The 24,920-nt window shown below is 67.6% G+C and carries 23 protein-coding genes and 1 tRNA gene; 13 read left to right on the forward strand and 11 right to left on the reverse strand.

The window, feature by feature from the left end:
* Positions 1-139: 139 nt before the first annotated feature.
* Positions 140-216 (forward strand) — tRNA-Asp (locus tag WS49_RS13835).
* 315 nt (positions 217-531) lie between these two features.
* The gene (locus WS49_RS13840) at positions 532-996 is read left to right on the forward strand and encodes a GNAT family N-acetyltransferase (protein WP_059529245.1); all 465 of its coding nucleotides are present in this window, start codon (positions 532-534) and stop codon (positions 994-996) included.
* A gap of 38 nt (positions 997-1,034) precedes the next feature.
* On the opposite strand, the gene WS49_RS13845 is transcribed toward WS49_RS13840, so the two are convergent.
* Entirely contained in the window at positions 1,035-1,913 is an 879-nt protein-coding gene (locus tag WS49_RS13845; protein ID WP_059529248.1) for an AraC family transcriptional regulator, read from the reverse strand.
* 301 nt (positions 1,914-2,214) lie between these two features.
* Here WS49_RS13845 and WS49_RS13850 point away from each other — a divergent pair, with 301 nt between their 5' ends.
* Positions 2,215-2,628: a gamma-glutamylcyclotransferase family protein gene (locus WS49_RS13850; protein WP_059529250.1), complete on the forward strand. Its 414-nt coding sequence runs from the start codon at positions 2,215-2,217 to the stop codon at positions 2,626-2,628.
* Positions 2,629-2,760: 132 nt separating this feature from the next.
* On the opposite strand, the gene aceB is transcribed toward WS49_RS13850, so the two are convergent.
* Together aceB and WS49_RS13860 are read right to left on the reverse strand one after the other, a co-directional pair.
* Complete coding sequence (aceB, locus tag WS49_RS13855) at positions 2,761-4,353, reverse strand: malate synthase A (protein WP_059529953.1); 1,593 nt, start codon at positions 4,351-4,353, stop codon at positions 2,761-2,763.
* Between the two features lie 67 nt (positions 4,354-4,420).
* Positions 4,421-5,182, reverse strand: a complete 762-nt coding sequence (locus WS49_RS13860) for a haloacid dehalogenase type II (RefSeq protein WP_059529252.1) — start codon at positions 5,180-5,182, stop codon at positions 4,421-4,423.
* 153 nt (positions 5,183-5,335) lie between these two features.
* Between WS49_RS13860 and WS49_RS13865 the strand changes: the two genes are divergently transcribed.
* A complete protein-coding gene (locus WS49_RS13865; protein ID WP_059529255.1) occupies positions 5,336-6,241 on the forward strand; it encodes a LysR family transcriptional regulator in 906 nt (301 codons plus the stop codon).
* A 159-nt stretch (positions 6,242-6,400) separates the two neighbouring features.
* Positions 6,401-6,835, forward strand: coding sequence for a universal stress protein (locus WS49_RS13870; protein ID WP_057929788.1), 435 nt, complete (start codon positions 6,401-6,403; stop codon positions 6,833-6,835).
* Between the two features lie 223 nt (positions 6,836-7,058).
* Here the strand turns inward: WS49_RS13870 and aceA are convergent, their stop codons facing one another.
* The 3 genes from aceA to WS49_RS13885 all read right to left on the reverse strand — a co-directional run bounded on the left by aceA (position 7,059) and on the right by WS49_RS13885 (position 10,918).
* The gene (aceA, locus tag WS49_RS13875) at positions 7,059-8,366 is read right to left on the reverse strand and encodes an isocitrate lyase (protein WP_059529257.1); all 1,308 of its coding nucleotides are present in this window, start codon (positions 8,364-8,366) and stop codon (positions 7,059-7,061) included.
* 381 nt (positions 8,367-8,747) lie between these two features.
* Positions 8,748-10,289 carry a DEAD/DEAH box helicase gene (locus WS49_RS13880; protein ID WP_059529260.1) on the reverse strand — a complete coding sequence of 514 codons (1,542 nt, stop codon included), beginning with the start codon at positions 10,287-10,289 and terminating at the stop codon, positions 8,748-8,750.
* 359 nt (positions 10,290-10,648) lie between these two features.
* A complete protein-coding gene (locus WS49_RS13885) occupies positions 10,649-10,918 on the reverse strand; it encodes an acyl-CoA-binding protein (RefSeq protein ID WP_059529263.1) in 270 nt (89 codons plus the stop codon).
* Between the two features lie 147 nt (positions 10,919-11,065).
* Between WS49_RS13885 and tsaB the strand changes: the two genes are divergently transcribed.
* The 4 genes from tsaB to WS49_RS13905 are packed head-to-tail and all read left to right on the forward strand — an operon-like array spanning position 11,066 to position 14,319.
* Positions 11,066-11,833: a tRNA (adenosine(37)-N6)-threonylcarbamoyltransferase complex dimerization subunit type 1 TsaB gene (gene tsaB / locus WS49_RS13890; protein WP_059529266.1), complete on the forward strand. Its 768-nt coding sequence runs from the start codon at positions 11,066-11,068 to the stop codon at positions 11,831-11,833.
* Positions 11,830-12,330 carry a ribosomal protein S18-alanine N-acetyltransferase gene (gene rimI / locus WS49_RS13895; RefSeq protein ID WP_059529269.1) on the forward strand — a complete coding sequence of 167 codons (501 nt, stop codon included), beginning with the start codon at positions 11,830-11,832 and terminating at the stop codon, positions 12,328-12,330. The genes tsaB and rimI overlap by 4 nt, the downstream gene beginning before the upstream one ends.
* Positions 12,317-13,363, forward strand: coding sequence for a uracil-DNA glycosylase (locus WS49_RS13900; RefSeq protein WP_059529272.1), 1,047 nt, complete (start codon positions 12,317-12,319; stop codon positions 13,361-13,363). Before rimI ends, WS49_RS13900 begins: the two co-directional genes overlap by 14 nt.
* Positions 13,360-14,319 carry a DUF1853 family protein gene (locus tag WS49_RS13905; RefSeq protein WP_059529274.1) on the forward strand — a complete coding sequence of 320 codons (960 nt, stop codon included), beginning with the start codon at positions 13,360-13,362 and terminating at the stop codon, positions 14,317-14,319. Before WS49_RS13900 ends, WS49_RS13905 begins: the two co-directional genes overlap by 4 nt.
* An 18-nt stretch (positions 14,320-14,337) precedes the next feature.
* On the opposite strand, the gene thiD is transcribed toward WS49_RS13905, so the two are convergent.
* Both thiD and lplT read right to left on the reverse strand, forming a co-directional pair.
* On the reverse strand, positions 14,338-15,147 hold the full coding sequence (thiD, locus tag WS49_RS13910; RefSeq protein WP_059529277.1) for a bifunctional hydroxymethylpyrimidine kinase/phosphomethylpyrimidine kinase: 810 nt from the start codon (positions 15,145-15,147) through the stop codon (positions 14,338-14,340).
* 58 nt (positions 15,148-15,205) lie between these two features.
* Positions 15,206-16,513, reverse strand: a complete 1,308-nt coding sequence (gene lplT / locus WS49_RS13915; protein ID WP_059529280.1) for a lysophospholipid transporter LplT — start codon at positions 16,511-16,513, stop codon at positions 15,206-15,208.
* Between the two features lie 218 nt (positions 16,514-16,731).
* Between lplT and alr the strand changes: the two genes are divergently transcribed.
* From alr to WS49_RS13930, 3 genes are all read left to right on the forward strand, one after another.
* Positions 16,732-17,802, forward strand: a complete 1,071-nt coding sequence (gene alr / locus WS49_RS13920) for an alanine racemase (protein WP_059529283.1) — start codon at positions 16,732-16,734, stop codon at positions 17,800-17,802.
* An 11-nt stretch (positions 17,803-17,813) separates the two neighbouring features.
* Positions 17,814-19,190, forward strand: coding sequence for a DNA repair protein RadA (radA, locus tag WS49_RS13925; protein WP_044847946.1), 1,377 nt, complete (start codon positions 17,814-17,816; stop codon positions 19,188-19,190).
* A gap of 148 nt (positions 19,191-19,338) precedes the next feature.
* Entirely contained in the window at positions 19,339-19,605 is a 267-nt protein-coding gene (locus tag WS49_RS13930; RefSeq protein WP_059529286.1) for a DUF2866 domain-containing protein, read from the forward strand.
* Between the two features lie 176 nt (positions 19,606-19,781).
* On the opposite strand, the gene WS49_RS13935 is transcribed toward WS49_RS13930, so the two are convergent.
* Entirely contained in the window at positions 19,782-21,713 is a 1,932-nt protein-coding gene (locus tag WS49_RS13935; protein ID WP_059529289.1) for an ATP-binding cassette domain-containing protein, read from the reverse strand.
* 136 nt (positions 21,714-21,849) lie between these two features.
* On the opposite strand from WS49_RS13935, the gene WS49_RS13940 reads away from it, so the two are divergent.
* On the forward strand, positions 21,850-22,329 hold the full coding sequence (locus WS49_RS13940) for a glutathione peroxidase (protein ID WP_059529292.1): 480 nt from the start codon (positions 21,850-21,852) through the stop codon (positions 22,327-22,329).
* 120 nt (positions 22,330-22,449) lie between these two features.
* Here WS49_RS13940 and cls read toward each other — a convergent pair whose 3' ends face one another.
* Positions 22,450-23,889, reverse strand: a complete 1,440-nt coding sequence (cls, locus tag WS49_RS13945) for a cardiolipin synthase (RefSeq protein WP_059529294.1) — start codon at positions 23,887-23,889, stop codon at positions 22,450-22,452.
* 113 nt (positions 23,890-24,002) lie between these two features.
* Positions 24,003-24,911 carry a 50S ribosomal protein L3 N(5)-glutamine methyltransferase gene (gene prmB / locus WS49_RS13950; protein ID WP_059529297.1) on the reverse strand — a complete coding sequence of 303 codons (909 nt, stop codon included), beginning with the start codon at positions 24,909-24,911 and terminating at the stop codon, positions 24,003-24,005.
* Positions 24,912-24,920: the final 9 nt, after the last annotated feature.

The following is a 24,920-nucleotide window of genomic DNA, read 5'->3' on the forward strand; positions in this document are numbered from 1 at the left end:
AGGCCTAGGACATCACCCTTTCACGGTGAGTACAGGGGTTCGAATCCCCTAGGGGACGCCAGATTTCGGCGTCGTTTCGTAGTAGAAGTGTCGCAGCTTGCAGGAAGTAACCGACGCCTGCCAGGCAAGAAGCAAGACTGGAGCGGTAGTTCAGTCGGTTAGAATACCGGCCTGTCACGCCGGGGGTCGCGGGTTCGAGTCCCGTCCGCTCCGCCAAAAAATGAAGAAGCCCGCCTTGCGCGGGCTTTTTCATTTGCATCGTTGATCGCGCCCGCTTGCGGGCGTTTGACTGCGGAGTGGAGGAAGCCGCCTGCGCGGCTTCCGGCGGGACTCGAAGGGCTGCGCGTGTACGCGCAGCCGCGGCCTGCGGGATGTAGGCGAGTCCCGTCCGCTCCGCCAAAAATGAAGAAGCCCGCCTTGCGCGGGCTTTTTCGTTTGCATTGCCGATCCGCGTGTCGCTACGAGAAATTCGCGATTGCATCCACCCGCGACTGCGCTATCGTGGCGGGATGCGTACTTGACCCCCGCGCGATGCTCGATCCGACCGACCTGCGATTGCTGTATCAGCTCCGGCCAGCGGAGCCTGGCGATTTTCCCTTTGCCGAGGCGCTCACGCACGGCAACATGGGCGGCTATTACAAGCGCCATGGGCTCGTCTGGCGCAGCGATCTGTTCTATGCAAGCTGGCGCGAATCCGAAAACTTCATCCTGGAAGCCGACGGCGAACGCATCGGCGTGCTGCGCGTGACCGAGGAGGGCGATTCGCTGCACATCCGCGACGTGCAGATCGCAGCGGGCCATCGCGGGCAGGGTGCAGGCACCTACCTGCTCGACATGTCGCATCGCTGGGCGCGCGCCCGCGGGCTGCACGAACTGCAGCTGCGCGTGTTCGTCGACAATCCGGCCGCGAAGCTCTACCAGCGCATGGGGTACCGCGTTACCGGGCCGAGGCTGGCACAGCTCGGATCGATCCGCCATATGGTGCGCGCGGTCTGAACGCGTAACGGCACAATGCCGCAGGCAACATGGCGACGTCAGCGTGCGGTGCCGATCGCGTCATCGTCGGGGATGTCGCTGGTGGCGATGTCGTCTTCCGCGCCGCGATGCTCGTAGCCTCGCAGCATGAATGCGCGTGGACTTTCGCCGAACGCGCGCCGGAACATCGCCGAAAACGCGCTCTGGCTCTGGTAGCCGAGTTCGCGCGCGATATGCGATAGCGGACGCCCCTGGTTCAACAGCGGAATCGCGCGCGCGAGCAGCGCCTGCTGCCGCCACTGCGAAAAACTCACGCCCAGTTCCTGCTTGAACAGCCGCGAAATCGTGCGCGTGCTGGCGCCGACCTCACTCGCCCAGTGTTCGAGCGATTCCGCGTGCGCGGGTTGTGCGAGCACCGACTCGCACAGCAAGCGCAGCCGTTTCTCGTCGGGCATCGGCACCGCGAGCGGCAGCGGTTCGGCGCGGCTCAATTCGTCGAGCACCAGCCCGCACAGCAGCCGTTCGCGCTCGCCGCTCAGGTCGCGCGCGTCGAGTGCGACGATCAGTTCGCGCAGCAAGCCCGTCACCTCGACGACGCGGCACGCGTCGAGCCCATCCGGCACGACCGACTCGTCGATGTACAGCGTGCGCAAGTACGCTTCCTCGACGATCACGACCTCGTGCGTGACGTGCGGCGGCACCCAGATCGCGCGGGAGGGCGGCACCATCCAGGTCGTTCCGGTCGTCGCGACGCGCAGCACGCCGCGCGACGCATACGCAAGCTGCGCCCACGCGTGCGTGTGCAGCGGGATCCGGCGGCCGGCATCCACCTGCCGCGCCCGGACGCGCATCGGGTGGACGCGGGTCGGCGCAAACTCGGGCGGGATGTCGATGACGTCGTAGGGATTCGATGCGTCGGCTTGGGCAGGCGGATTCATGGACGATTCGGTCGGCGCGGCGGCGATGCCGTTATTTTAGAAGGCGCCGCGCAGGCGCATGCGGCGGTTTTTCGGCCGATAATGCACCGTTCAAATGAACTTTGTATGGGGCCGCACGCGTTCCGGCCCACACAGCCGGGTTCAGGGCCAGCGCGCCGCGTCGTGCCGAAAGAACCATCGGGCCGCCGGCGCGGTCTATCGATGCGGGCGCGTCCACGTGAGAGCGGCGCCCCGGCGACGCCGGCGCCCGCGGCGCGGCCGCGACGGCCCGGCAACACCTGAATCAAAGAGGAGAACCACAATGCGCTACGTATTCGTCTACGGCACGTTGAGAGCGGGAGAAGCCAACGACATCGGCCATGCGGCCGCGCGGCACGGGATCGCCGCGCCGACGCTGCTCGGTGCGGCCGCGCTGCCGGGCGAACTGTACGATTTCGGCACGTATCCGGGCATGGTCGCCGGGCCGGCCGGCCAGTCGCTCGTATGGGGCGACGTCTACGAGATCGACGAACAACTGGTGCCCGTGCTCGACGAGATCGAGCGCGTCTATCCGGGCGTCGACACGCTGTTCCGGCAGGAGCCGGTGACCGTCGAGCTCGGCGGCCGGACGTATGCGTGCGTCTACTATCCGGTCGCAGCGCATGCGGCAGCCGACCGTCCGCGCATTGCGTCGGGCGACTGGGTTCAGCACCGGCGCGAGCGGGAAGCCGCCTGAGCGTCCGCGCGGCGAACGGCTGCACGGCAAAAGGAAAAAGCGCCCCGCGGGGCGCTTTTTTCATGCCGCCGTGTCGCACGTCGCGCGACCGGCGGGCAGGACGGGGCGAGCAGGTCGACCCCGTCCGCGTCGTCAGATTTCCTCGTACAGCGGCAGCGTCAGGAATTCGGTGAAGCCTTCCGACGTCGACATCTGTTCGAAGATCGCCGCGGCACGCTCGTACGTCTGCGTGTTGCCGCCGACCGAACGCTTCACGTTCTCGAGTTCGACCTTCGCGAATTCGCGTACGAGCTCGGCGGTGACCTTGCGGCCGTCGTCGAGCACGCCCTTCGGCGAGCGGATCCACTGCCACACCTGCGAGCGGGAAATCTCGGCGGTCGCCGCGTCTTCCATCAGGTTGTGGATCGGCACGCAGCCGTTGCCGTCGAGCCAGGCGCCGAGATAATGGATGCCGACGTTGATGTTGTTGCGCAGGCCGGCTTCGGTGATCGGTGCTTCGGGCTGGAAGTCGAGCAGGTTCTTCCCTTCGATCTGGACGTCGTCGCGCTGCTTCGCGATCTGGTTCGGCTTGTCGCCGAGCACCTTGACGAATTCTTCCATCGCGATCGGCACGAGGCCCGGGTGCGCGACCCAGCCGCCGTCGTAGCCGTCGGTCGCGTCGCGCTGCTTGTCCGACCGCACGCCGCCCATCGCCTTGTCGTTCGCTTCCGGATCGTTCTTGATCGGAATCAGCGCGCTCATCCCGCCGATCGCCGGTGCGTTGCGCTTGTGACAGGTCTTCAGCAGCAGCAGCGCGTATGCGCGCATGAACGGCACCGTCATCGTGATCTTCGAACGGTCGGCCAGGCAGAAGTCGCGGTCGTTCTTGAACTTCTTGATCGCCGAGAAGATGTAGTCCCAGCGGCCGGCGTTCAGGCCCGAGCTGTGTTCGCGCAGTTCGTACAGGATCTCGTCCATCTCGAATGCCGCGAGGATCGTCTCGATCAGCACCGTCGCGCGGATCGTGCCGCGCGGCACGCCGACTGCCTCCTGTGCGGCGACGAAGATGTCGTTCCACAGGCGCGCCTCGAGATGGCTTTCCATCTTCGGCAGGTAGAAGTACGGTCCCGAGCCGCGCGCGATCAGTTCCTTCGCGTTGTGGAACAGGAACAGCGCGAAATCGAAGATGCCGCCGGACACGCGCTGGCCGTCGACCGTCACGTGCTTCTCGTCGAGGTGCCAGCCGCGCGGACGCACGATCAGCGTCGCGACCTTGTCGTTCAGCCGGTACGACTTGCCGTTCTGCTCGAGCGAAATCGTGCGGCGCACGGCGTCCTTCAGGTTGATCTGGCCGTCGATCTGGTTCGTCCAGTTCGGCGCGTTCGAATCCTCGAAGTCCGTCATGTACGAATCGGCGCCGGAGTTCAGCGCGTTGATGATCATCTTGCGCTCGACGGGGCCGGTGATCTCGACGCGGCGGCATTGCAGGTCGGCCGGCAGCGACGCGACTTTCCAGTCGCCTTCGCGGATCGCCTTCGTATCGGCCAGGAAATCGGGGCGTTCGCCGGCGTCGAGGCGCTTGGTGCGCTCGACGCGGGCCTGCAGCAGCGCCTGGCGGCGCGGCTCGAACGCGCGGTGCAGCGCCGCGACGAGTGCGAGCGCTTCAGGCGTCAGGATCGCTTCGTAACCCGGCTTGATTTCGCCGGTGATCGCCATGCCTTGCGGCAGCGTGATCGGGGTGCTCATGAGTCTCATCTCCTTGGTCGGTCAGTTGCGGTTTCGGTGAAGGGGGAAGGCGGCAGCGCCGCGAACGTCATGCGCCCGGGCCGGGGCGCGCGCGGTTCGCGGGTCTGCCGGACGGAGCCGGGGTGGCGAGGAATGCGAGCAGGTCGGCCATGCCGCTGCCGGTGCCGTCGGGCGGCGCGCCGAGTTCCTCGGCGGGCGCGCCCGTGCGGTTGAGCCAGAACGTCGTGTAGCCGAACCAGGCGGCGCCCGCGACGTCCCAGGCGTTCGACGACACGAACACGATGTCGCGCGGATTCGCGCCGAACGCGGCGGTGCCGAGCGCGTACGCGACCGGGCTCGGCTTGTACGCGCGCACCGCGTCGGCCGACAGCACACGATCGAACAGGCCGGTCATGCCGGCGCTCTTGATCGCGATGTCGAGCATCTCCGGGTTGCCGTTCGACAGGATCGCGAGCGGCGGGCGCGGTTCGAGCGCGCGCAGCTTGCGCAGCGCGGGCACCGTGTCGGGATAGGTGGACAGGCACGCGTATTCGTCCATCAGCCGCTTTTCGGCCGCGCTGTTCAGCGCGAGGCCGAGCAGGCGCGCGGCGAACCGCAGCGCGTCCAGCGTGATGTCGCGGAACGGCCGATAGCGGGCGCCGGACGGATCGGCGAGCGTGCGCAACTGCGAGTATTCGATTTGCTTGCGTCGCCACAGCTGCGACAACCGCTCCCCGTGACCGGGAAACATCTGCTCTGCCGCGGCCACGACCGCATGCACGTCGAACAACGTGCCGAATGCGTCGAAGAGGATTGCGTCGGGAGAGGAGAGTGTCGTTGTGGCCGACATAGCCTTGCGCTCCAGTTTCAGAGGTCGGATCGATTCTATTCGTGATAACAGGTGCTAAAAAAGACGCTAATCATCACTTGATCTTTTACTTTCATATACATAATCTTGACCGCTCAAGCTATTTGGAGGGCGGGAGCGCCGCCCTGGCGAGTCATGGACCGGTTCAAACAGATCGAAACGTTCGCCGCGGTCGCGGCGAAGGGCAGCCTGTCGGCGGCCGCGCACGCGGAAGGCGTCGCGCCGGCGATCATCGGACGCCGCCTCGATGCGCTCGAGGAGCGGCTCGGCGTCAAGCTGCTGGTGCGCACGACGCGCAAGCTCACGCTGACCTTCGAGGGTTCGGCCTTCCTCGAGGATTGCCAGCGGATCATCAACGACATGCAGAACGCGGAGGCGAGCGTGTCTGCCGGCGGCGTGAAGGCGAGCGGCCACTTGCGCATTTCCGCGCCGGCCGGCTTCGGCCGGCGCCACGTCGCGCCGCTCGTGCCCGAATTCAGCGGCGCGCATCCGGACGTGTCGGTCACGCTCGACCTGTCCGACCGGATGGTCGATCTCGTCAACGAAGGATTCGATTGCGCGGTGCGGCTCGGCGAGCTGCCCGATTCGTCGCTGGTGTCGCTGAAGCTCGGCGAGAACCGGCGCGTGTGCGTCGCGTCTCCCGCGTATCTCGCGCGGCGCGGCACGCCGGCCACGCTCGCCGAACTCGCGCGCCACAACTGCCTCGCGCTTGCCGCGAACGCGAACCAGCAGCGCGGCTGGGCGTTCCAGGAGGACGACAAGGTCGTGTCGATTCGCGTAAACGGCACGATGGAATGCTCGGACGGCGCGGTGCTGCACGAGTGGTGCCTCGCCGGGTATGGCCTGGCATGGCGCTCGTGGTGGGAAGTCGGCGACGACATCGCAGCCGGGCGCCTCGTCAGCGTGCTCGATGCGTTCGCGGCGCCGCCGATCGGCATCCACGCGGTATTTCCGCAGCGCCGCCACTTGCCGCTGCGCGTGCGCCTGTTTCTCGATTATCTGAAACATACGTACGAGCGGCCCGGGTATTGGGGCGAGTAGGGCGCGCCCGCCCGCGCGTTTCCGATATGAGGGCGAACCCGCTGCCAGCGCCGGTCGCCCGGTTTCGCGCACTACAATCGAAACTGGCATGCGCGACGCGCCGGGGTCGGCCCGCATGGGGTCGCGGCGCGCGCGGTGCATCTGACGCAGGAGGGCGCGATGTTCCGGCACATCCTCGTTCCAACCGACGGCTCCGAGCTGTCGCAGAAGGCGATCGACGGCGCGATCGACCTGGCGCGCGCGGTCGGCGCGCAGGTCACGGCCTATGCGTGCCTGCCGCAGTATCCATACTCGCCGTTTTCCGAAGTGATCATCGAACCGCCCGCCGATTTCCGGGCGCGTAGCGAGCGCGAGGCGCGCGCGCACCTGGACGACGTGCAGGCGGCCGCGAAGGCGGCCGGCGTCGTCTGCGACAGCTGGACCAGCGTGCATCCGTCGCCGTATCTCGGCATCATCGAGGCAGCCGAACGCGGTGGCTGCGACGTGATCTTCATGGCGTCGCACGGACGCCGCGGGCTCGGCAGTCTGCTGATCGGCAGCGAAACGCAGCGCGTGCTGACCCATACGAAAATTCCGGTGATCGTCTATCGGTAGCCGCGGCGCCGTGTAGGGCCGCGCGGGCGGCGGCACGGCAGCGCCGCTGAAAAAAGGCGCGCCGGACGAAGCCGGCGCGCATCGTTGCTGGCGGCCACAGGCCGCGCGGCGGGTCGCACGGGTCACGCGCGCCAGCCGTCTCCTCCCTGATTGTTGTTCCATGCCGCCGATGCCGCGCCGTCGCAGGACAGGCGGGCATCGGCGTGACGCTTGCTTTCGCGTGTTACGCGACCTTCTTGCCGTCGAAGAACTGTTCGTCTTCGGTCGAGCCGTGCAGCGCGGTCGTCGAGGCTTCGCGCTCGACCGTCTGCGTGACCGCGTCGAAGTAGCCGGTGCCGACTTCGCGCTGATGCTTGACGGCCGTGAAGCCCTTGTCCGCCGCCGCGAACTCGGCCTGCTGCAGTTCGACGAACGCGCTCATCTGCGTGCGGGCATAGCCGTGCGCGAGGTTGAACATCGAGTAGTTCAGCGCATGGAAGCCGGCCAGCGTGATGAACTGGAACTTGTAGCCCATCGCGCCGAGCTCTTTCTGGAACTTCGCGATCGTCGCGTCATCGAGGTTCTTCTTCCAGTTGAACGACGGCGAACAGTTGTACGACAGCATCTTGCCCGGGAACTGCTTGTGGATCGCTTCGGCGAATTTCTTCGCGTACTCCAGATCCGGCTTGCCCGTTTCGCACCAGACGAGATCGGCGTACGGCGCATAGGCGAGGCCGCGCGAGATCGCCTGCCCGATGCCCGGCTTCGTCCGGAAGAAGCCTTCGACCGTGCGCTCGCCCGTGAGGAACGGCTTGTCGTTGTCGTCGATGTCGGATGTGATCAGGTCCGCCGCTTCGGCGTCGGTCCGCGCGACCAGCACGGTCGGCGTGCCCATCACGTCGGCCGCCAGACGCGCCGCCGACAGTTTCGCGACCGCTTCGCGCGTCGGCACGAGCACCTTGCCGCCCATGTGGCCGCACTTCTTCACCGACGCGAGCTGGTCCTCGAAGTGGACGCCCGATGCGCCTGCCTCGATCATCGCCTTCATCAGTTCGAACGCGTTCAGCACGCCGCCGAAGCCGGCTTCCGCATCGGCAACGATCGGCGCGAAGAAGTCGACGTAGCCCTCGTCGCCCGGGTTCTTGCCTTCGGACCACTGGATCTGGTCGGCACGCGTCAGCGTGTTGTTGATGCGCTTGACGACGAGCGGCACCGAGTTCGCCGGGTACAGCGACTGGTCCGGGTACATTTCGCCCGCGACGTTCGCGTCGCCGGCCACCTGCCAGCCGGACAGATAGATTGCCTTGAGGCCGGCCTTCACCTGCTGCATCGCCTGATTGCCGGTCAGCGCGCCGAGTGCGTTGACGAACGGCTCTTCGTTGATGAGGCTCCACAGCTTTTCCGCGCCGCGCTTGGCCAGCGTGTGCTCGACGACGATCGAGCCGCGCAGGCGAACCACGTCCTCAGCCGTGTAGCTGCGCTTGATACCCTTCCAGCGCGGATCGGTTTCCCATTGCTTTTGCAGTTCCTGTGCCTGTTGCTGTCGCGACATGATGAGCTCCTTGATGCGATGTGTTGCCAGATCGGTCGAATCGGACGGTACTGATGCCGTTCTCGAAACGGGGGCAGGGTGTGCGCCGTTTTCGGGAAGTCTTGTATAAGAGTTTAGGCAAGCCGATCGGAGCAAAACAGGGGGTGGCTCAGGAAGTTTTGAATTTTTTAATCGTTATTAATCAATGTGTTGTCTATTCGGTTTTGCAATGAGAAACGATTTTTCCCATCTCGCAATTGTAAGGTTGTGCCGCGCAGCATGATTTTTTACGACTCAAAAAAATTTTCCGTATCGTGAAATCTGGCGCGGGACGAAAAAAAACCGGCGCGGGTGCGCCGGTCTGCCGGATGGGCGGGGCGGCGCGGGGCCGCCCGGGCGTGCTTACGACGCCGAATTGCTGCGACGCGGGCCACCGCTGCGCTGGCCGTCGCGACGCGGGCCGCCGTCGCGGCTGCCGCCCGGCTTGCCGCTCCAGCCGCCGCCATTGCCGCCGCCGTAGCTGCGGCCGTTGCCGCCATGACCGCCGCCCGGCTTGCCGCCGAAACGACGACCGCCGTTACCGCCGCCCGGACGGCCGCGGCCGCCGGTGCCGCGATCGTTGCGCGGGGGTGCCTTGCGCGGCTCGAAGCCTTCGATCACGTTGACCGGCAGCGGCGAGCGCACGAAGCGCTCGATGCGCTTGAGCGCGCCTTGTTCGGCGTGGTGCACGAGGCTCACCGCGGTGCCCGAACGGCCGGCACGGCCCGTACGGCCGATACGGTGCACGTAGTCTTCCGCGAACTTCGGCAGGTCGTAGTTGAACACGTGCGTGATGCCCGGGATGTCGATGCCGCGGGCCGCGACGTCGGTCGCGACCAGCACGCGCACGCGGCGCTCGCGCAGCGCACGGATGGTGCGGTTGCGCGCGCCCTGCGGCAGGTCGCCGTGCAGCGCGGCCGACTGGAAGCCGGCGTCGGCGAGACGGCCGGCGAGCTGGTCGGCGTCGATCTTGGTCGCCGTGAAGATGATCGCCTGGTCGAGCGCGTCGTCGCGCAGCAGGTGATCGAGCAGACGATCCTTGTGATCGCGGTCGTCGACGTAGTGGACGGTCTGCGCGATGTTCGCGCGCGACTCGATCTTCGCCGTGATCTCGATGCGCTCCGGATCCTTCAGCAGGCGGCTCGTCAGCGAACCGATCTTGCCGTCGAGCGTGGCCGAGAACAGCATCGTCTGGCGCGACTCGGGCGTCGCGGCGACGATCGTCTCGATGTCGTCGATGAAGCCCATGTCGAGCATGCGGTCGGCTTCGTCGAGCACGAGCATCTTCAGTTCGGACAGGTCGATGCGGCCGCGCTCGAGGTGGTCGAGCAGGCGGCCCGGCGTGGCGACCAGGATCTCGGGATTCTTCGCGAGCAGCATCAGCTGCTGGCCGTAGGCGACGCCGCCGAGGATGCTGACCGTACGCAGACGCTTCAGGTGCTTGCCGTAGGTCGACGCGGCCGTGGTGACCTGCATCGCGAGTTCGCGGGTCGGCGTCAGCACGAGCAGGCCCGGGCGGGCGACGGGTTGCGGGCGGCGCGCACGGCGGTCGCCCTGGTTCGGTTCACGCGGCGCACGCGGTTGCTGCGCCTGCGACTTCTGAAGCTGCGCGAAACGTTCGATCGCGGGCAGCATGAATGCGGCCGTCTTGCCCGAACCGGTCGGGCTCGACACCAGCAGGTCACGGCCGGCGATGCCGGCCGGAATCGCGCGCTGCTGGACCGGCGTCGGCTTGGCGTAGCCGGCGGCCTGCAGCGCGGAGACGATCTCCGGCGACAACCCGAGCGACGCGAAAGTCGGCTCGTCCGACGCCGGTTCGACCGCGGCCGGTGCGGCGGCGTTCTCGAGACCGAGCGCCTGGTCGGCGATCGCGTTGAGCGGGCTGGAGTTGATGCTCGAAGTCATAACAATCCTTGAAACACAGTGGGTGAAACGTCGGCGCCAATCGCGCATACCCAAGTCGTCGGATTCAGCGAGCAAATCGGGAAACGGGTGCAATCCGCCGAACCGTCGGCGGATGAGGCATTAGAAGCTGTTTTGGGTGCGGCGCGCTTCTGGAGCGGGGCCGCCAGCCTGATAAGTGACGACCGCGAGGGTCGAAGCAGGAGGGGACAGGTTCTAAACCGGATTGGAGCTTAACGCTACGAGGCGTCGGGCCGGAACGGCTTGCGAGCCGAGCGCGGGAGATGACGCAGCCAGCATTATAAAGATATTTGCTGCGCTGCGCCACTGATTTGATTGCCTATTGCGGCGGGCGGGGCAGGTCAGGACGCCGTGCCGTTCTTCAGCGATTCGACGAGCTCGATGTATTGCTGCTTCGCCGCATCCTGGGTCGTGCCTTTCAGGGCTTCCCATGCGTCGTACTTGTACTTGCCGACGATATCGGTGAAGCCGGGCTTGTCGCCGTGCGCGTCGCCGTCGGTCGCCTGCTTGAAGAGCGCGTACAGGCGCAGCAGCGTCAGGTTGCCCGGTCGCTCGGTCAGTTGCTTGACGTCGATCTGGGCCTGGTCGAATTGGGCGGTGAGTTCGCTCATCGTGTGTCTCCGTAAGGGTTTCAAGTCGGCCGATCTTAACAAGCGCCGCGCCGCGCGGGGTCGAGCGATCCTTCCAAACCGCCGGCCGCGCGGCGCGCGCAACGCGATCGGGTCCGATCGCCCGTGGGAGCGGGGCGCCGCATTACAATGTCGGCCATGACGCAAACAGTGCTCCTCGCCATCGATACGTCGACCGAATACTGCTCGGTCGCGCTGCTGCGCTCGGCTTCGGCCGATGACGCCGTTTCCACCCCGCAAACCTGGGTCCGCCACGAGCTGACGGGCGCCGTGTCGAGCACGCGCGTGCTGCCGGCCATCCAGGAACTCTTCGCCGAATCGGGCCTCACGTTCGCCGATTGCGACGCGATCGCGTTCGGCGCGGGCCCCGGCTCGTTTACCGGGCTGCGTACCGCGACCGGCATTACCCAAGGGCTCGCGTTCGGGCGCGGGCTGCCGGTCGTGCCGGTCGGCACGCTGCTCGCGTGTGCCGAGCATGCGCGGCTGCGCGCGCCCGGCACGACGCGCGTGCTGGCCGCGCTCGATGCGCGGATGGATGAAGCGTACTGGGCCGACTTCGCGTGGGACGACCAGGCAGGCGACTGGCGCACGCTGCATCCGGCGTCGCTCGATGCGCCGGGCGCCGTCGGCGTGCCCGACGCGCCGTTCACGCTCGCGGGCAACGCGGCGGCCGCATTCGGCGCGCAGCTGCCGGCCGCGGCCGCCGCGGCCGTGATCGACGGCGACGCGCTGCCCCATGCGCTGGCGGTCGCGCATGCCGCGCTGCGGGCGTTCCGCGCCGGCCGTACGGTGCCTGCCGACCAGGCTGCACCGGAGTACGTGCGCGACAAGGTCGCGCAGACCACCGCCGAGCGCATCGCGGCCCGTGCCGCGCAGACGGGCGGAGCGAAAGGATGACGGGCGTATTGTTGAGCGACCGCTATCTGTCGCCGATGACGGATACCGATCTCGATGAAGTCGTCGCGATCGAGCAGGTCGCGTACGAATTCCCGTGGAGCCGCGGCAATTTCGAGGATTCGCTGCGCAACGGCTATTTCGGCGTGTGCCTGCGGCACGTCACGGGCGCGCTCGTCGGCTATTGCGTGCTGATGCCGGTCATCGACGAGATGCACCTGCTGAACCTGTGCGTCGCCCCGGCGGCCCAGCAGTCGGGCGCGGGCCTCGCGCTGCTGCGCGAAGCCGTGCGCATCTCGCGCGCCGAACGGCTCGACGGCGTGCTGCTCGAGGTGCGGCCGTCCAATCCGCGCGCGATCCATCTGTACGAGCGCTTCGGCTTCGTGACGATCGGCCGGCGCAAGAACTACTATCCGGCGCGGCATCGCAGCCGGGAGGACGCGATCGTGATGCGTCTGACGCTGAACAAGGACGAAGGGGACGCGCATGGCGTGGGCTGAAGCAGCGCTCGAGGAAATGGGGCTCGCGCAAATATGGGTGCGGCGCGGGCAGCGTGCGGAAGGCGATGAAGCGGGCGCAACGCCGACGGCCGCGTCCGGCGCGGGGGGCGAGGTGTCCGCCGTTGCGACCGCAACCGTCGCGGCGACGCCTCGGCCGGTCGCGGAACGGCCTCGCGACACGCCGCCGCCTGCGACGCGTGCGTTCGCACGCGACGATACGGCGCCGGTCGGCGCAACCGCACGCGATGCGGCACCGGCGGGCGACGCCGGTTCGGCCGCCCGGGGCGCGAGCGATGACGACCGCGCGCCCACCACGCCCGCACCGGCCGCTGCCGCGGACGACATGCCGCCCGTCACCGAGGACGATTTCGCCTGGTTTGACGCGGCGCCGCCCGGCGATCCGCTGCCGCCGGCCGAATCGCGTCCCGCCGCAACCCCGGTGGCGATGCTCGACTGGGATGCGCTGGCCGACCGCGTTGCCGGCTGCACGAGCTGCCGCTTGTGCGAGAAGCGCACCAATACCGTGTTCGGTGTCGGCGATCGCGAGGCGGACTGGATGCTGATCGGCGAGGCGCCGGGCGAGAACGAGGACAAGCAGGGCGAGCCGTTCGTCGGCCAGGCCGGCAAGCTGCTCGACAACATGCTGCAGTCGCTCGCGCTCAAGCGCGGCGACAACGTCTACATCGCGAACGTGATCAAGTGCCGCCCGCCGGGCAACCGCAATCCGGAACCGGACGAGGTCGCGCGCTGCGAGCCGTACCTGCAGCGCCAGGTCGCGCTCGTGAAGCCGAAGCTGATCGTCGCGCTCGGCCGCTTCGCCGCGCAGACGCTGCTGAAAACCGACGCGAGCATTGCCTCGCTGCGCGGCCGCGTGCACACGTATGAAGGCGTGCCGGTGATCGTTACCTATCACCCGGCGTACCTGCTGCGCAGCCTGCAGGACAAGGCGAAGGCGTGGGCCGACCTGTGCCTGGCGCGCGATACCTTCCAGCGGCCGGAGGGTGACGACGCGAACGGGCCGGCCGGACGATGACGCGCGGCGCGGCGTTCGCGTTCGTCGATACGCTGCACGATGCCGCGGTCCGCGATCTGGGCTGGCTCCTCGCGAGCCCGAGCCTGCTCACCGCGGCGCCCGGCGCGCCGCTCGCGCATCCGTGGTCGGACGCGGTCGAGCGGGTGGCCGTCGAAGCGTGGCTCGTCGCGCTCGATGCCGCGCCGGCGCCGCTGCACCGCGCACTCGACGGGCTGCGGCCCGTGCGACTCGGCCGCTATGCCGAATGCCTGCTCGAGTATTTCCTCACGCACGGGCCGTCGCTGCGGCTCGTCGCCGCCAATCTGCCGCTGCGCAGCAACGGCAAGACGCTCGGCGAAGTCGATTTCCTCGTCGATGCGCCGGGCGGGCAGCGCCTGCACTGGGAACTCGCGGTGAAGTGCTATCTGTGCGCGCCGGTGGACGGCGACGCAACGCTCGCGGATTTCGTCGGGCCGAATCTCGTCGACCGCCTCGACCGCAAGCGCAGCCGGTTGCTCGAGCATCAATTGCGGCTGAGCGCTCGCCACGGGTTCGCGCTGCTCGGCTACGGCGCGCCGTCCGATGCGCAGATGTTCATCAAGGGCTGGCTGTTCTATCCGCACGGCGTGCCGCTGCCGCCGGTGGCCGCGGAAATCGCGGCCGACCATCCGCGCGGGTTCTGGCTCACGCATGCGCAGTGGCCGGCCTGGGCGGCCGCGCAACCTGGTGGAGCGGCGTGGAACGTGCTGCCGCGGCTGGCGTGGCTCGCGCCGCGACGAGTGGCGGCGGACGCCGCGCCCGAACCGCTGGCGCATTCGCTCGAGCTGCCGTCCGTATTGACGGTGCGCCAGGCGCCTGCGCTGATCGCCGTGCATCGACACGACGGCGACGGCGTATGGCGGGAGACGGCACGCGGCTTCATCGTCCCGGACGACTGGCCGGCGCGTGCGCGGGCGTTCGCCGCGCAGGACCACTGACGCCGCGTCAGCCGGCGCTTACCACCAGCGATGGAAGTGATGGACGGGGCCGACGCCGTGGCCGACGTCGAGCCGGCCGCTCGCGGCGATCGCGCCGGTGAGATAGGCCTTCGCTTCGCGCACCGCGCTCTCGAGATCGGGCTGTTGCGGCAGCAGCGCGGCGATCGCCGACGACAGCGTGCAGCCGGTGCCGTGCGTGTTGCTGGCCGGCACGCGCGCACCGTCGAACCGCACCGTATGCGCCGCGTCGACGAGCCAGTCGGGGCTCGCGGCGGCATCGGGCAGATGGCCGCCCTTCATCAGCACGGCGCACGCACCGGTCTTCAGCAGCAGTTGACCTTGCCGGACCATCTCGTCTTCGGTCGTCGCGGGCGTATCGCCGAGCAGGGCGGCCGCTTCGGGCAGGTTCGGCGTGACGACGGTCGCGAGCGGCAGCAGCGCGTCGCGCAACGCGTCGACCGCATCGGGCGCGAGCAGCGCATGCGAGCTCTTCGAGATCATCACCGTGTCGAGCACGACGAAGCGCGGCGCATGGCGCCGCAGCGCGTCGGCCACCGCGTGCACGATCGCCGCGTTCGCGAGCATGCCGATCTTGACCGCGTCGATGCGGATGTCGTCGAACACCGCGTCGAGCTGCGCGGTCACGAACGCGGCGTCCGGCGCGTGCACGCCGGTCACGCCGCGCGTGTTCTGCGCGGTCAGCGCGGTGATCACGCTCGCGCCGTACGCGCCGAGCGCGGAGAAGGTCTTGATGTCGGCCTGGATGCCCGCGCCGCCGCCCGAGTCGGAGCCGGCGATCGTCAGGACGTTGGGTATCGGGTGCGTCATGATGGCAAGGCGTCGGTTCGAAGACCGGCGCCGACGGACGGAAACAGGAAGTGTAGCGTCAGTGCCGCGATTCGCCGATCAGCGCGACCGAGTCGAACTGACGCTGGTTCGCCTGGTGGCGGCGCATCACGAGCCACATCGTCAGGCACACGAACGTGCCGAACAGCACGATCACGACGCCGACCGGCACGTCGAGCCAGACCAGCACCGCATACAGGCACAGCATCACGAGCACCGACAGGTTCTCGTTGAAATTCTGCACCGCGATCGAGTGGCCGGCCGACAGCAGCACGTGGCCGCGATGTTGCAGCAGTGCGTTCATCGGAACCACGAAGTAGCCGGACAGCGCGCCGACGCAGATCAGGAAGATGTACGCGACGATCAGGTACGCCGGCAGGCGCAGGTGGCCGAAGTGCACGGCCCAGTGCGACGGGAACAGGTCGCGCGTGTAGAACGCCATCAGCATGACCGCGATGCCCATGATGATACCGACGGGCAGCACGGTGAGCGACTTCTTCAGCGGGATCCGCGCGGCGGCGGCGATCGCGCCGCCCGCGACACCGACCGCGACCACCGCCTGCAGGATCGCGCCTTCGGACAGCGACATGTTGAGCGAGACTTCGGCCCACTTCAGCACGATGAACTGCAGGGTCGCGCCGGCGCCCCAGAACAGCGTCGTGACCGCGAGCGAGATCTGGCCGAGCTTGTCGCGCCAGAGCACCATGAAGCAGTCGGCGAAGTCGGTGAGGAGCTTGACCGGGCCACGCTCCTGCTTCGGGTAGCGCGCGCCCGTATCGGGGATCCGCAGGTTGAAGATGGCGGCGATCACGTAGATCGCCATGATGATCACCATCGCCGCTTCGGCGGGCGTGGCGATCCAGGCTGGCGTGTGCGCGATCACGTGCGACGCGATGTGCGGGCTGATCAGCGCGCCGCCAAGCACGGTGCCGAGGATGATCGAGCTGACGGTCGTGCCTTCGATCCAGCCGTTCGCGGCGACGAGCCTGTCGGCCGGCAGCAGCTCGGTCAGAATGCCGTATTTCGCGGGCGAGTAGGCCGCGGCGCCGAAGCCGACGATCCCGTATGCGATCAGCGGATGAGCACCGAACAGCATGATCAGGCAGCCGACCACCTTGATCGAGTTGGTGATGAACATCACGCGGCCCTTCGGGCGCGAGTCGGCGAACGCACCGACATACGCCGCCAGCACCACGTAGGACAACACGAAGAACAGCTTGAGCAGCGGTGTCATCCAGTTGGGGGCGTGAAGGTCTTTCAGCAGGGCGATGGCGGCGATGAGAAGCGCATTGTCGGCCAACGACGAGAAAAACTGCGCGGCCATGATGGTGTAAAAACCTTTTTTCATCTGATGCGATGCTTTCGTCGCTGCGGCAGGGCCGCGTAGGCCGCCTGGTATGCGATCGGCTTATTCCGTTCGAAATGGGTTGTGCGCACGGCTTTATAACACGAAAATACGGCAATTCGGACTAGCAAGATTCCCCGATCGTTCCGCAAATTGTCGGCTTCGGTGCTCAAAAGGCGCGGTAAGCTGATGATTCGCAAGCGTCTTTACGTAAATTTCCCATGCCGCGCCCGATCTCCGCCACCATCCATACCGCCGCTCTCGCGAACAATCTCTCCGTCGTCCGCCGATTTGCCGGCCCGTCCAAGGTCTGGGCGGTCGTCAAGGCCAACGCGTACGGCCACGGTCTCGCGCGCGTGTTTCCCGGCCTGCGCGGCACTGACGGCTTCGGCTTGCTCGACCTCGACGAGGCCGTGAAGCTGCGTGAGCTCGGCTGGGCCGGCCCGATCCTGCTGCTCGAAGGGTTCTTCCGCTCGACCGACATCGATGTGATCGACCGCTACAGCCTCACGACCACCGTCCACAACGACGAACAGATGCGGATGCTGGAGACGGCGCGGTTGTCGAAGCCCGTCAACGTGCACCTCAAGATGAACAGCGGGATGAACCGGCTCGGCTACGTGCCGGAGAAATACCGCGCCGCGTGGGAGCGCGCCCGCGCGTGCCCCGGCATCGGCCAGATTACGTTGATGACCCATTTTTCGGACGCGGACAACGAGCGCGGTGTGGCCGAGCAGCTCGCGACGTTCGAGCGCGGTGCGGAAAACATTGCCGGTGCGCGCAGTCTCGCGAATTCGGCGGCCGTGCTGTGGCATCCGGATACGCACTTCGACTGGGTGCGCCCGGGGATCGTGCTGTACGGCGCGTCGCCGTCGGGGCTGTCGGCCGACATCGCCGACACGGGCCTGAAGCCCGCGATGACGCTCGCGTCCGAACTGATCGCCGTGCAGACGATCGCGAAGGGGCAGGCGATCGGCTACGGCTCGACGTTCTCCGCGCAGGCGCAGATGCGCATCGGTGTCGTCGCGTGCGGCTACGCGGACGGCTATCCGCGCGTCGCGCCAGAAGGCACGCCGGTGATCGTCGACGGCATCCGCACGCGGATCGTCGGCCGCGTGTCGATGGACATGATTACCGTCGACCTGACGCCGTGCCCGCAGGCCGGCGTCGGCGCGCGGGTCGAGCTGTGGGGCGACGCGCTGCCGATCGACGACGTCGCGCGCCATTGCGGGACCATCGGCTATGAACTGATGTGCGCGGTCGCCGGCCGCGTGCCGGTGCGCGCGGAATAAGGGCGGCACGCGTGGCAAAACAGAAAACCGTCTACGTCTGCAGCGAGTGCGGCGGACAAACCCCGAAGTGGCAGGGGCAATGCCCGTCGTGCCAGGCCTGGAACACGCTCGTCGAATCGGTCGCCGAGTCGCCGGCCGCCCATCGCTTCCAGTCGCTCGCGAAGCGGGCGCCCGTGCAGCGGCTCGTCGACATCGAGGCGGCCGACGTGCCGCGCTTCTCCACCGGCATCGGCGAATTCGACCGCGTGCTGGGCGGCGGGCTGGTGCCGGGCGGCGTCGTGCTGATCGGCGGCGATCCGGGCATCGGCAAGTCGACGCTGTTGCTGCAGTCGCTCGCGGACATCGCCAGCGAGCGCCGTGCACTCTATATCAGCGGCGAGGAATCGGCCGCGCAGATCGCGTTGCGCGCGCAACGGCTCGCGCTGCTCGACGGCGGCGCACCGGCGGCCGAGCTGAAGCTGCTCGCCGAAATCCAGCTCGAGAAGATCCAGGCCGCGATCGATGCGGAACGGCCGGACGTCGCCGTCATCGACTCGATCCAGACCGTCTATTCCGAAGCGCTGACGTCGGCGCCCGGTTCGGTGGCCCAGGTGCGCGAGTGCGCGGCGCAGCTCACGCGCATCGCGAAACAGTCCGGCACCGCGATCATCATGGTCGGACACGTGACGAAGGAGGGCAACCTCGCCGGCCCGCGCGTGCTCGAGCACATCGTCGACACGGTGTTGTACTTCGAAGGCGACACCCATTCGTCGTTCCGGCTCGTGCGCGCGTTCAAGAACCGCTTCGGCGCGGTCAACGAACTCGGCGTGTTCGCGATGACCGAGCGCGGGCTGCGCGGTGTCGCGAATCCGTCCGCGCTGTTCCTGTCGCAGCACGAGCAGGTCGTGCCGGGTTCCTGCGTGCTCGTCACGCAGGAGGGCACACGCCCGCTGCTCGTCGAAATCCAGGCGCTCGTCGATACGGCCCACGTGCCGAACCCGCGCCGGCTCGCGGTTGGCCTCGAGCAGAACCGGCTCGCGATGCTGCTCGCGGTGCTGCACCGGCATGCGGGCATCGCGTGTTTCGATCAGGACGTGTTTCTGAACGCGGTGGGCGGCGTGAAGATCACCGAACCGGCCGCCGACCTCGCGGTGCTGCTCGCGATCCATTCGTCGATGCGCAACAAGGCGCTGCCGAAGGGTCTGATCGTATTCGGCGAAGTGGGGCTGGCGGGCGAGATCCGGCCGTCGCCGCGCGGCCAGGAACGGCTGCGCGAGGCGGCGAAGCTTGGTTTCACCGCGGCGCTGATCCCGAAGGCGAATGCGCCGAAACAGCCGATCGAAGGGCTGAACGTGATGGCCGTCGAGCGGATCGAGCAGGCGATCGACCGCGTGCGCGATCTCGAATGACCGTGGTGGCCGGCACCCGCGCGTGCCGGCCCGCCGCGATCTGTCGCGTAATTCGTTGTAAAGAATATGTAGGCTGATGTAACCCGCCGGACATCGCTTTTCCCTATCCTTTGCCGGATTGTCGAACCGCGCAATGCGAAGGGAACCTATGTTCAAACAGTATGGGGAAACGCCGGGCGGACGCAGTTACAACCTGCGCGGCTGCCGCGTGTCGGAGCCGATCGTTCAGCCGTGGGGCGGTGGATGCCGGATTGTCGAGTGGATCGACGACGAAGGGCGCATCGCGCGCCGGGTCGTGTCCGAGGACGTGACGGAAGCGGAGGTTGCTGCGGCGATCCGCCGGCCGACCGAAGGGCGGCGTCATCTGATGGACGACGACGAGCAGATGCCGCGCGATACGTTGCCGCGGCGTTGAGCGGCCGGCGGGGCCGACGAACGGCCGACGCGACAACGGCGAACGCGACAATGACGAAGAGGCCGGGCCTGGTGCCCGGCCTTGTCGTTTCCGGGCGGGTGCGTTGGGCGTTGACGCATCCCGGGGATGCCGCGCGTGGCCGATGAAGCGATCGGCCGACGGCGCCCGGGCCGTGGTCAGCCGATCTGCTCGAGCTCTTCCTGCACGGCGAGCCAGTCCGCCTCGACCGTTTCGAGCCGGGTATTGACCTCGCCGAGCTTGCGGATCGCGTCGGTCAGTTCCGTCTTGCGCGCGGCCTCGTAGCTCGCCGGATCGGCGACGAACGCATCGAGGCGCGCCTTCTCCGCGTGCAATGTTTCCATTTCCTTTTCGAGCTTCGTGATGCGGTTCTGCAGCGGCTTCTTCAGCTGCGACAGCCGCTGGCGCTCCTCGGCCGCCTGACGTTTCTGATCCTTGCGGTTGACGCCCGGATCCACACCCGCTGCAGCCGCGCTGTCGGCCTTCGCGGCCGCGCGCTGCTCGGCCGCATGCTGCAGCAGCCAGTCGCGGTAATCGTCGAGATCGCCGTCGAACGGCTGCAGACGGTGTTTCGCGACGAGCATGAACTGGTCGGTGGTCGCGCGCAGCAGGTGGCGGTCGTGCGAGACGAGGATCAGCGTGCCTTCGAACTGCGCGAGCGCCATCGTCAGCGCGTGACGCGTCTCGAGGTCGAGGTGGTTGGTCGGCTCGTCGAGCAGCAGCAGGTTCGGCTTCTGCCAGATGATCAGCGCGAGCGCGAGCCGCGCTTTCTCGCCGCCCGAGAACGGGCCGACCGGGCTCGTCGCCACGTCGCCCGAGAAATTGAAGCCGCCGAGGAAATCGCGCAGTTCCTGCTCGCGCGTATCTGGGGCGAGCCGGGCGAGATGCGCGAGCGGCGAATCGTCCTCGCGCAGCGTTTCGAGCTGGTGCTGCGCGAAATAGCCGATCGTCAGCCCCTTGCCGTCGCGCACGTGGCCCGACAGCGGCGCGAGCGTGCCGGCCAGCGTCTTGATCAGCGTCGACTTGCCCTGGCCGTTCGCGCCGAGCAGGCCGATGCGCTGGCCGTTCTGGATCGACAGCGCCACGCGTTCGACGATCGGGATGTCCGTGCCGTCGTCGGCGTGGTAGCCGCAGCGGACGTCCTCCATCACCATCATTGGATTCGGCGCGGCATCCGGCGTGCGGAACTCGAAGGTGAACGGCGACGCGATGTGCGCGGGCGCGATCAGCTCCATCTTCTCGAGCGCCTTCATCCGGCTTTGCGCCTGCTTGGCCTTGGTCGCCTTGGCCTTGAAGCGGTCGACGAAGCTCTGAAGGTGCTCGATCGTCTTCTGCTGCTTTTCGTATGCGCTTTGCTGCAGCGCCAGTTGTTGCGCGCGCAGCACTTCGAATTGCGAATAATTGCCGCCGTAGCGCTTTACCTGGCGATTTTCCAGGTGCAGCGTGACGTTGCAGATCGAGTCGAGGAATTCGCGGTCGTGCGAGATCACGACGAGCGTGCCGGCGTAGCGGTGCAGCCAGTCCTCGAGCCAGACGATCGCGTCGAGGTCGAGGTGGTTGGTCGGTTCGTCGAGCAGCAGCAGGTCGGAGCGGCACATCAGCGCCTGCGCGAGGTTCAGCCGCATGCGCCAGCCGCCGGAGAAGCTGGCGACCGATTCGCGCGTCTGCGCGAGCGTGAAGCCGAGGCCGAGCAGCAGTGCTTCGGCGCGCGCCGGCGCGGTATAGCCGTCGGCGTCGGCGAAGGCCGCATGTGCGTCGGCCTCGGCCGCGCCGTCATGCGCGGCCGAGGCGGCGGCGATGCGCGCTTCGATCTCGCGCAGCGCGGTGTCGCCGTCGAGCGTGTAGTCGAGCGCCGAGCGGTCGACGGCGGGCGTTTCCTGCGACACGTGGGCGATCCGCCACGACGGCGGCATCGCGAAATCGCCGGCGTCGGAATGCAGCTCGCCGCGCAGGACCGAGAACAGCGTCGATTTGCCGGCGCCGTTCGCGCCGATCAGGCCGGCCTTTTCGCCGGGATTGAGCACGAACGAGGCCGACTCGAACAGCGGCTTGGTGCCGCGCGCAAGGCTGAACTGATTGAAACGGATCACGGCGGGAATGACTGGCCAAAACCGCTATTCTAGACTGCGCGCGCGTCGCCCCGGATATCGGCCGTTCGGCAGATGCCGCAACGGCGCGATTTGGCCTAGACTCCACCTCGATCCGGTTTCGTAAAAGGAGTGCCCGATGTCCACCCTGTATTCGTTCAGCGCAGAGACGCTCGCCGGTGAGCCGGCGTCGCTCGATGCATACCGCGGCAAGGTGCTGCTGATCGTCAATACCGCGAGCGAGTGCGGTTTCACGCCGCAGTATGCGGGCCTGCAGAAGCTGTACGACCAGTACGCGGCGCGCGGTTTCTTCGTGCTCGGCTTCCCGTGCAACCAGTTCGGCAAGCAGGAGCCGGGCGACGCCGCGCAGATCGGCGCGTTCTGCGAGCGCAACTACGGCGTCACGTTCCCGATGTTCGCGAAGATCGATGTGAAGGGCGACCACGCGCATCCGTTGTACCGCTATTTGACCGACGAGGCGCCCGGCATCCTCGGCCTCAAGGCGATCAAGTGGAATTTCACGAAATTCCTGATCGACCGTGACGGGCGGATCGTCAAGCGCTACGCGCCGTCGACGAAGCCCGAGGACATCGCCGCGGATATCGACAAGCTGTTGTAACGCCGAGAAGCGGCGGGCGGGCTGTTCGGACCGAACGGGCAGTGGCCGCGGCGCCGAGCCGAATCCCGCGAAAGCGTGTGCCGTCATTCGAGCGGCGCACGTCCGGCGCTCGCGCGGCCGCTACAGGATTGGCGCGAACAGGCGCGCGACGTGCATCGCGATGCGTCGCCACGCGGGCGAGTGCCGATACTCGTTCGCATCGACTTCGTAGGCCTGTGCGAAATCGGCGTCGAGCATGGCCTCGACCTCGTCGGCGAACGTGCGATCGACGGTCAGCACCATGATTTCGAAGTTGAGCCGGAACGAGCGGTTGTCGAGATTCGCGCTGCCGATCGCGGCGGCGACGCGGTCGATCAGCACGACCTTCTGGTGCAGGAAGCCGGGCCGGTAGCGGAACACCTTGACGCCCGCGTCGACGAGATCGCGCGCATAGAGCCTGGACGCCTCGAACACGACGTAGTGATCGCGCCGGCTCGGGATCAGGATGCGCACGTCGACGCCGCGCATCACCGCGAGCTTCAGCGCGGCGATCACCGCTTCGTCGGGTACGAGATACGGCGTCGTGATCCAGATCCGTTCGCGCGCGGCGTTGATCGCCTCGACGAAGAACAGCGAGCCGGTTTCCTGTTTGTCGGCCGGCCCCATCGGCACGGCGAGGCAATGCATCGCGTCGTCGGGCAGCGCCTCCGGCGGTGTGGCGAGCGCCGGCAGCGTCTGCGTGGCCCAGTGCCAGTCTTCGGCGAACACGTACTGAATGCTGGCCACCACCGGGCCGCGGATCTCGATATGGGTGTCGCGCCACGGCGACAGGCGCCGGTTCGCGCCGAGATATTCGACGCCGATGTTGAGGCCGCCGACGAACGCGCGATCGCCGTCGACGACGACGATTTTGCGATGGTTGCGGAAGTTGAGCTGGAAGCGGTTGACGAACTTGCGGTGGGTCGCGAACGGATGGACCTCGACGCCGCCGCGGCGCAGCGTGTCGACGTAGCTGTGCGGCAGGTCGAAGCTGCCGATGCTGTCGTACAGCAGGTAGCAGCGCACGCCGGCCGCCGCGCGGGCGAGCAGCGCGTCGCGCAGCATCTGGCCGAGCGCGTCGTCGCGCACGATGAAGAACTGGACGATTACGTAGTCGCGCGCGGCGTCGATCGCCGACAGGATCGCCGAGAAGGTCGCGTCGCCGTTCACGAGCGTGCGCACCGCATTGCCGCCGACGAACGGCATTCCGCCCAGCCGCGTAAGCGCGAGCACGGCGGCCCGGCCGATCGCGTCGGCGGCCGGCCCGTCGGTTGCGTTCGCATCGGGCCACGGCGCGCGCGGCGTGTGCGTGCGCAGCGCTTCCATCTCGTGGCGCCGCGCGTCGACGTAGCCGGAGAATTTGCTGCGGCCGAGGAACAGATACGGAATGAGCGTCAGGTATGGCATCGCGGCGAGCGATACCGCCCACGCGATCGCGCCTTGCGACGTGCGCGTGTTCAAGATCGCGTGACACGCCGCGATGATCCCGAGCACATGGATGGCCAGGATCAGGGTGCCGAGGTGTAACCAGTCGAGGGTCATGGGCGCGTGACGGACTCCTGAAGTCGTGCGGCGCGACGGCCGCTTACGCGCATCTTACCCAACCGTGCGGGACAGCGGTGTGCCGTACCGCACGGTCCGGTCGTGGCGCGCCGTCAGGCCTTGCGCGGCAGGTCCGACGCCTGGATCAGGAACACGGCGTCGTCACCCGCGCTGGTGGGCAGCCACGTGAGCTCGAGGCCGCCGAACGCGGCTTCGACGTGCTCGCGCTCGTTGCCGATCTCGACGACGAGCACGCCGTCGTCGTGCAGCCACTTGTGTGCTTGCCCGATGATGCGTCGCACGATGTCCATGCCGTCGTCGCCGCCTGCGAGCGCCATCTCCGGCTCGTGCCGGTATTCGGGCGGGAGGGCCGCCATCGACGTTGCATTCACGTACGGCGGATTCGTCAGGATCACGTCGTAGCGCGTGTCGGGCTCGGCGCGGAACGCGGGCAGTGGCGCGTAGAGGTCGCCGTGATGCAGCGTGATGCGATCGTCGAGACCATAGTCGTGCACGTTGATCCTGGCGACTTCGAGCGCCTTCTCGGACAGGTCGACCGCGTCGATCTCGGCATTCGGGAACGCGCTGGCCGCGAGGATCGCGAGGCAGCCCGAGCCGGTGCACAGCTCGAGCACCGCGCCGACCTGTTCGGGATCGGCGACATACGGCTGCAGCCCGTCGTCGAGCAGCTCGCCGATGAACGAGCGCGGCACGATCACGCGCTCGTCGACGTAGAAGCGGTGGCCGTGCATCCACGCTTCATGCGTGAGATAGGCGGCCGGCACGCGGTCGGTCGCGCGTCGTTCGATCACCGCGAGCACTGCCGCGATTTCGTCGGGCAGCAGGCGAGCATCGAGGAACGGCTCGAGCGTGTCGAGCGGCAGGTCGAGCGTGTGCAGCACGAGGTAGGCGGCTTCGTCGTACGCGTTGTCCGAGCCGTGGCCGAACGCGAGCTTCGCCTTCGAGAAGCGCGTGACCGCATAGCGCAGCAGGTCGCGAACGGTTGCAAAAGGTGTCGTCATGCGAGGCTC

Origin of the sequence: Burkholderia sp. RF7-non_BP4 (genome assembly GCF_001521935.1) — a bacterium.
Classification (GTDB): Bacteria; Pseudomonadota; Gammaproteobacteria; order Burkholderiales; family Burkholderiaceae; genus Burkholderia; species Burkholderia diffusa.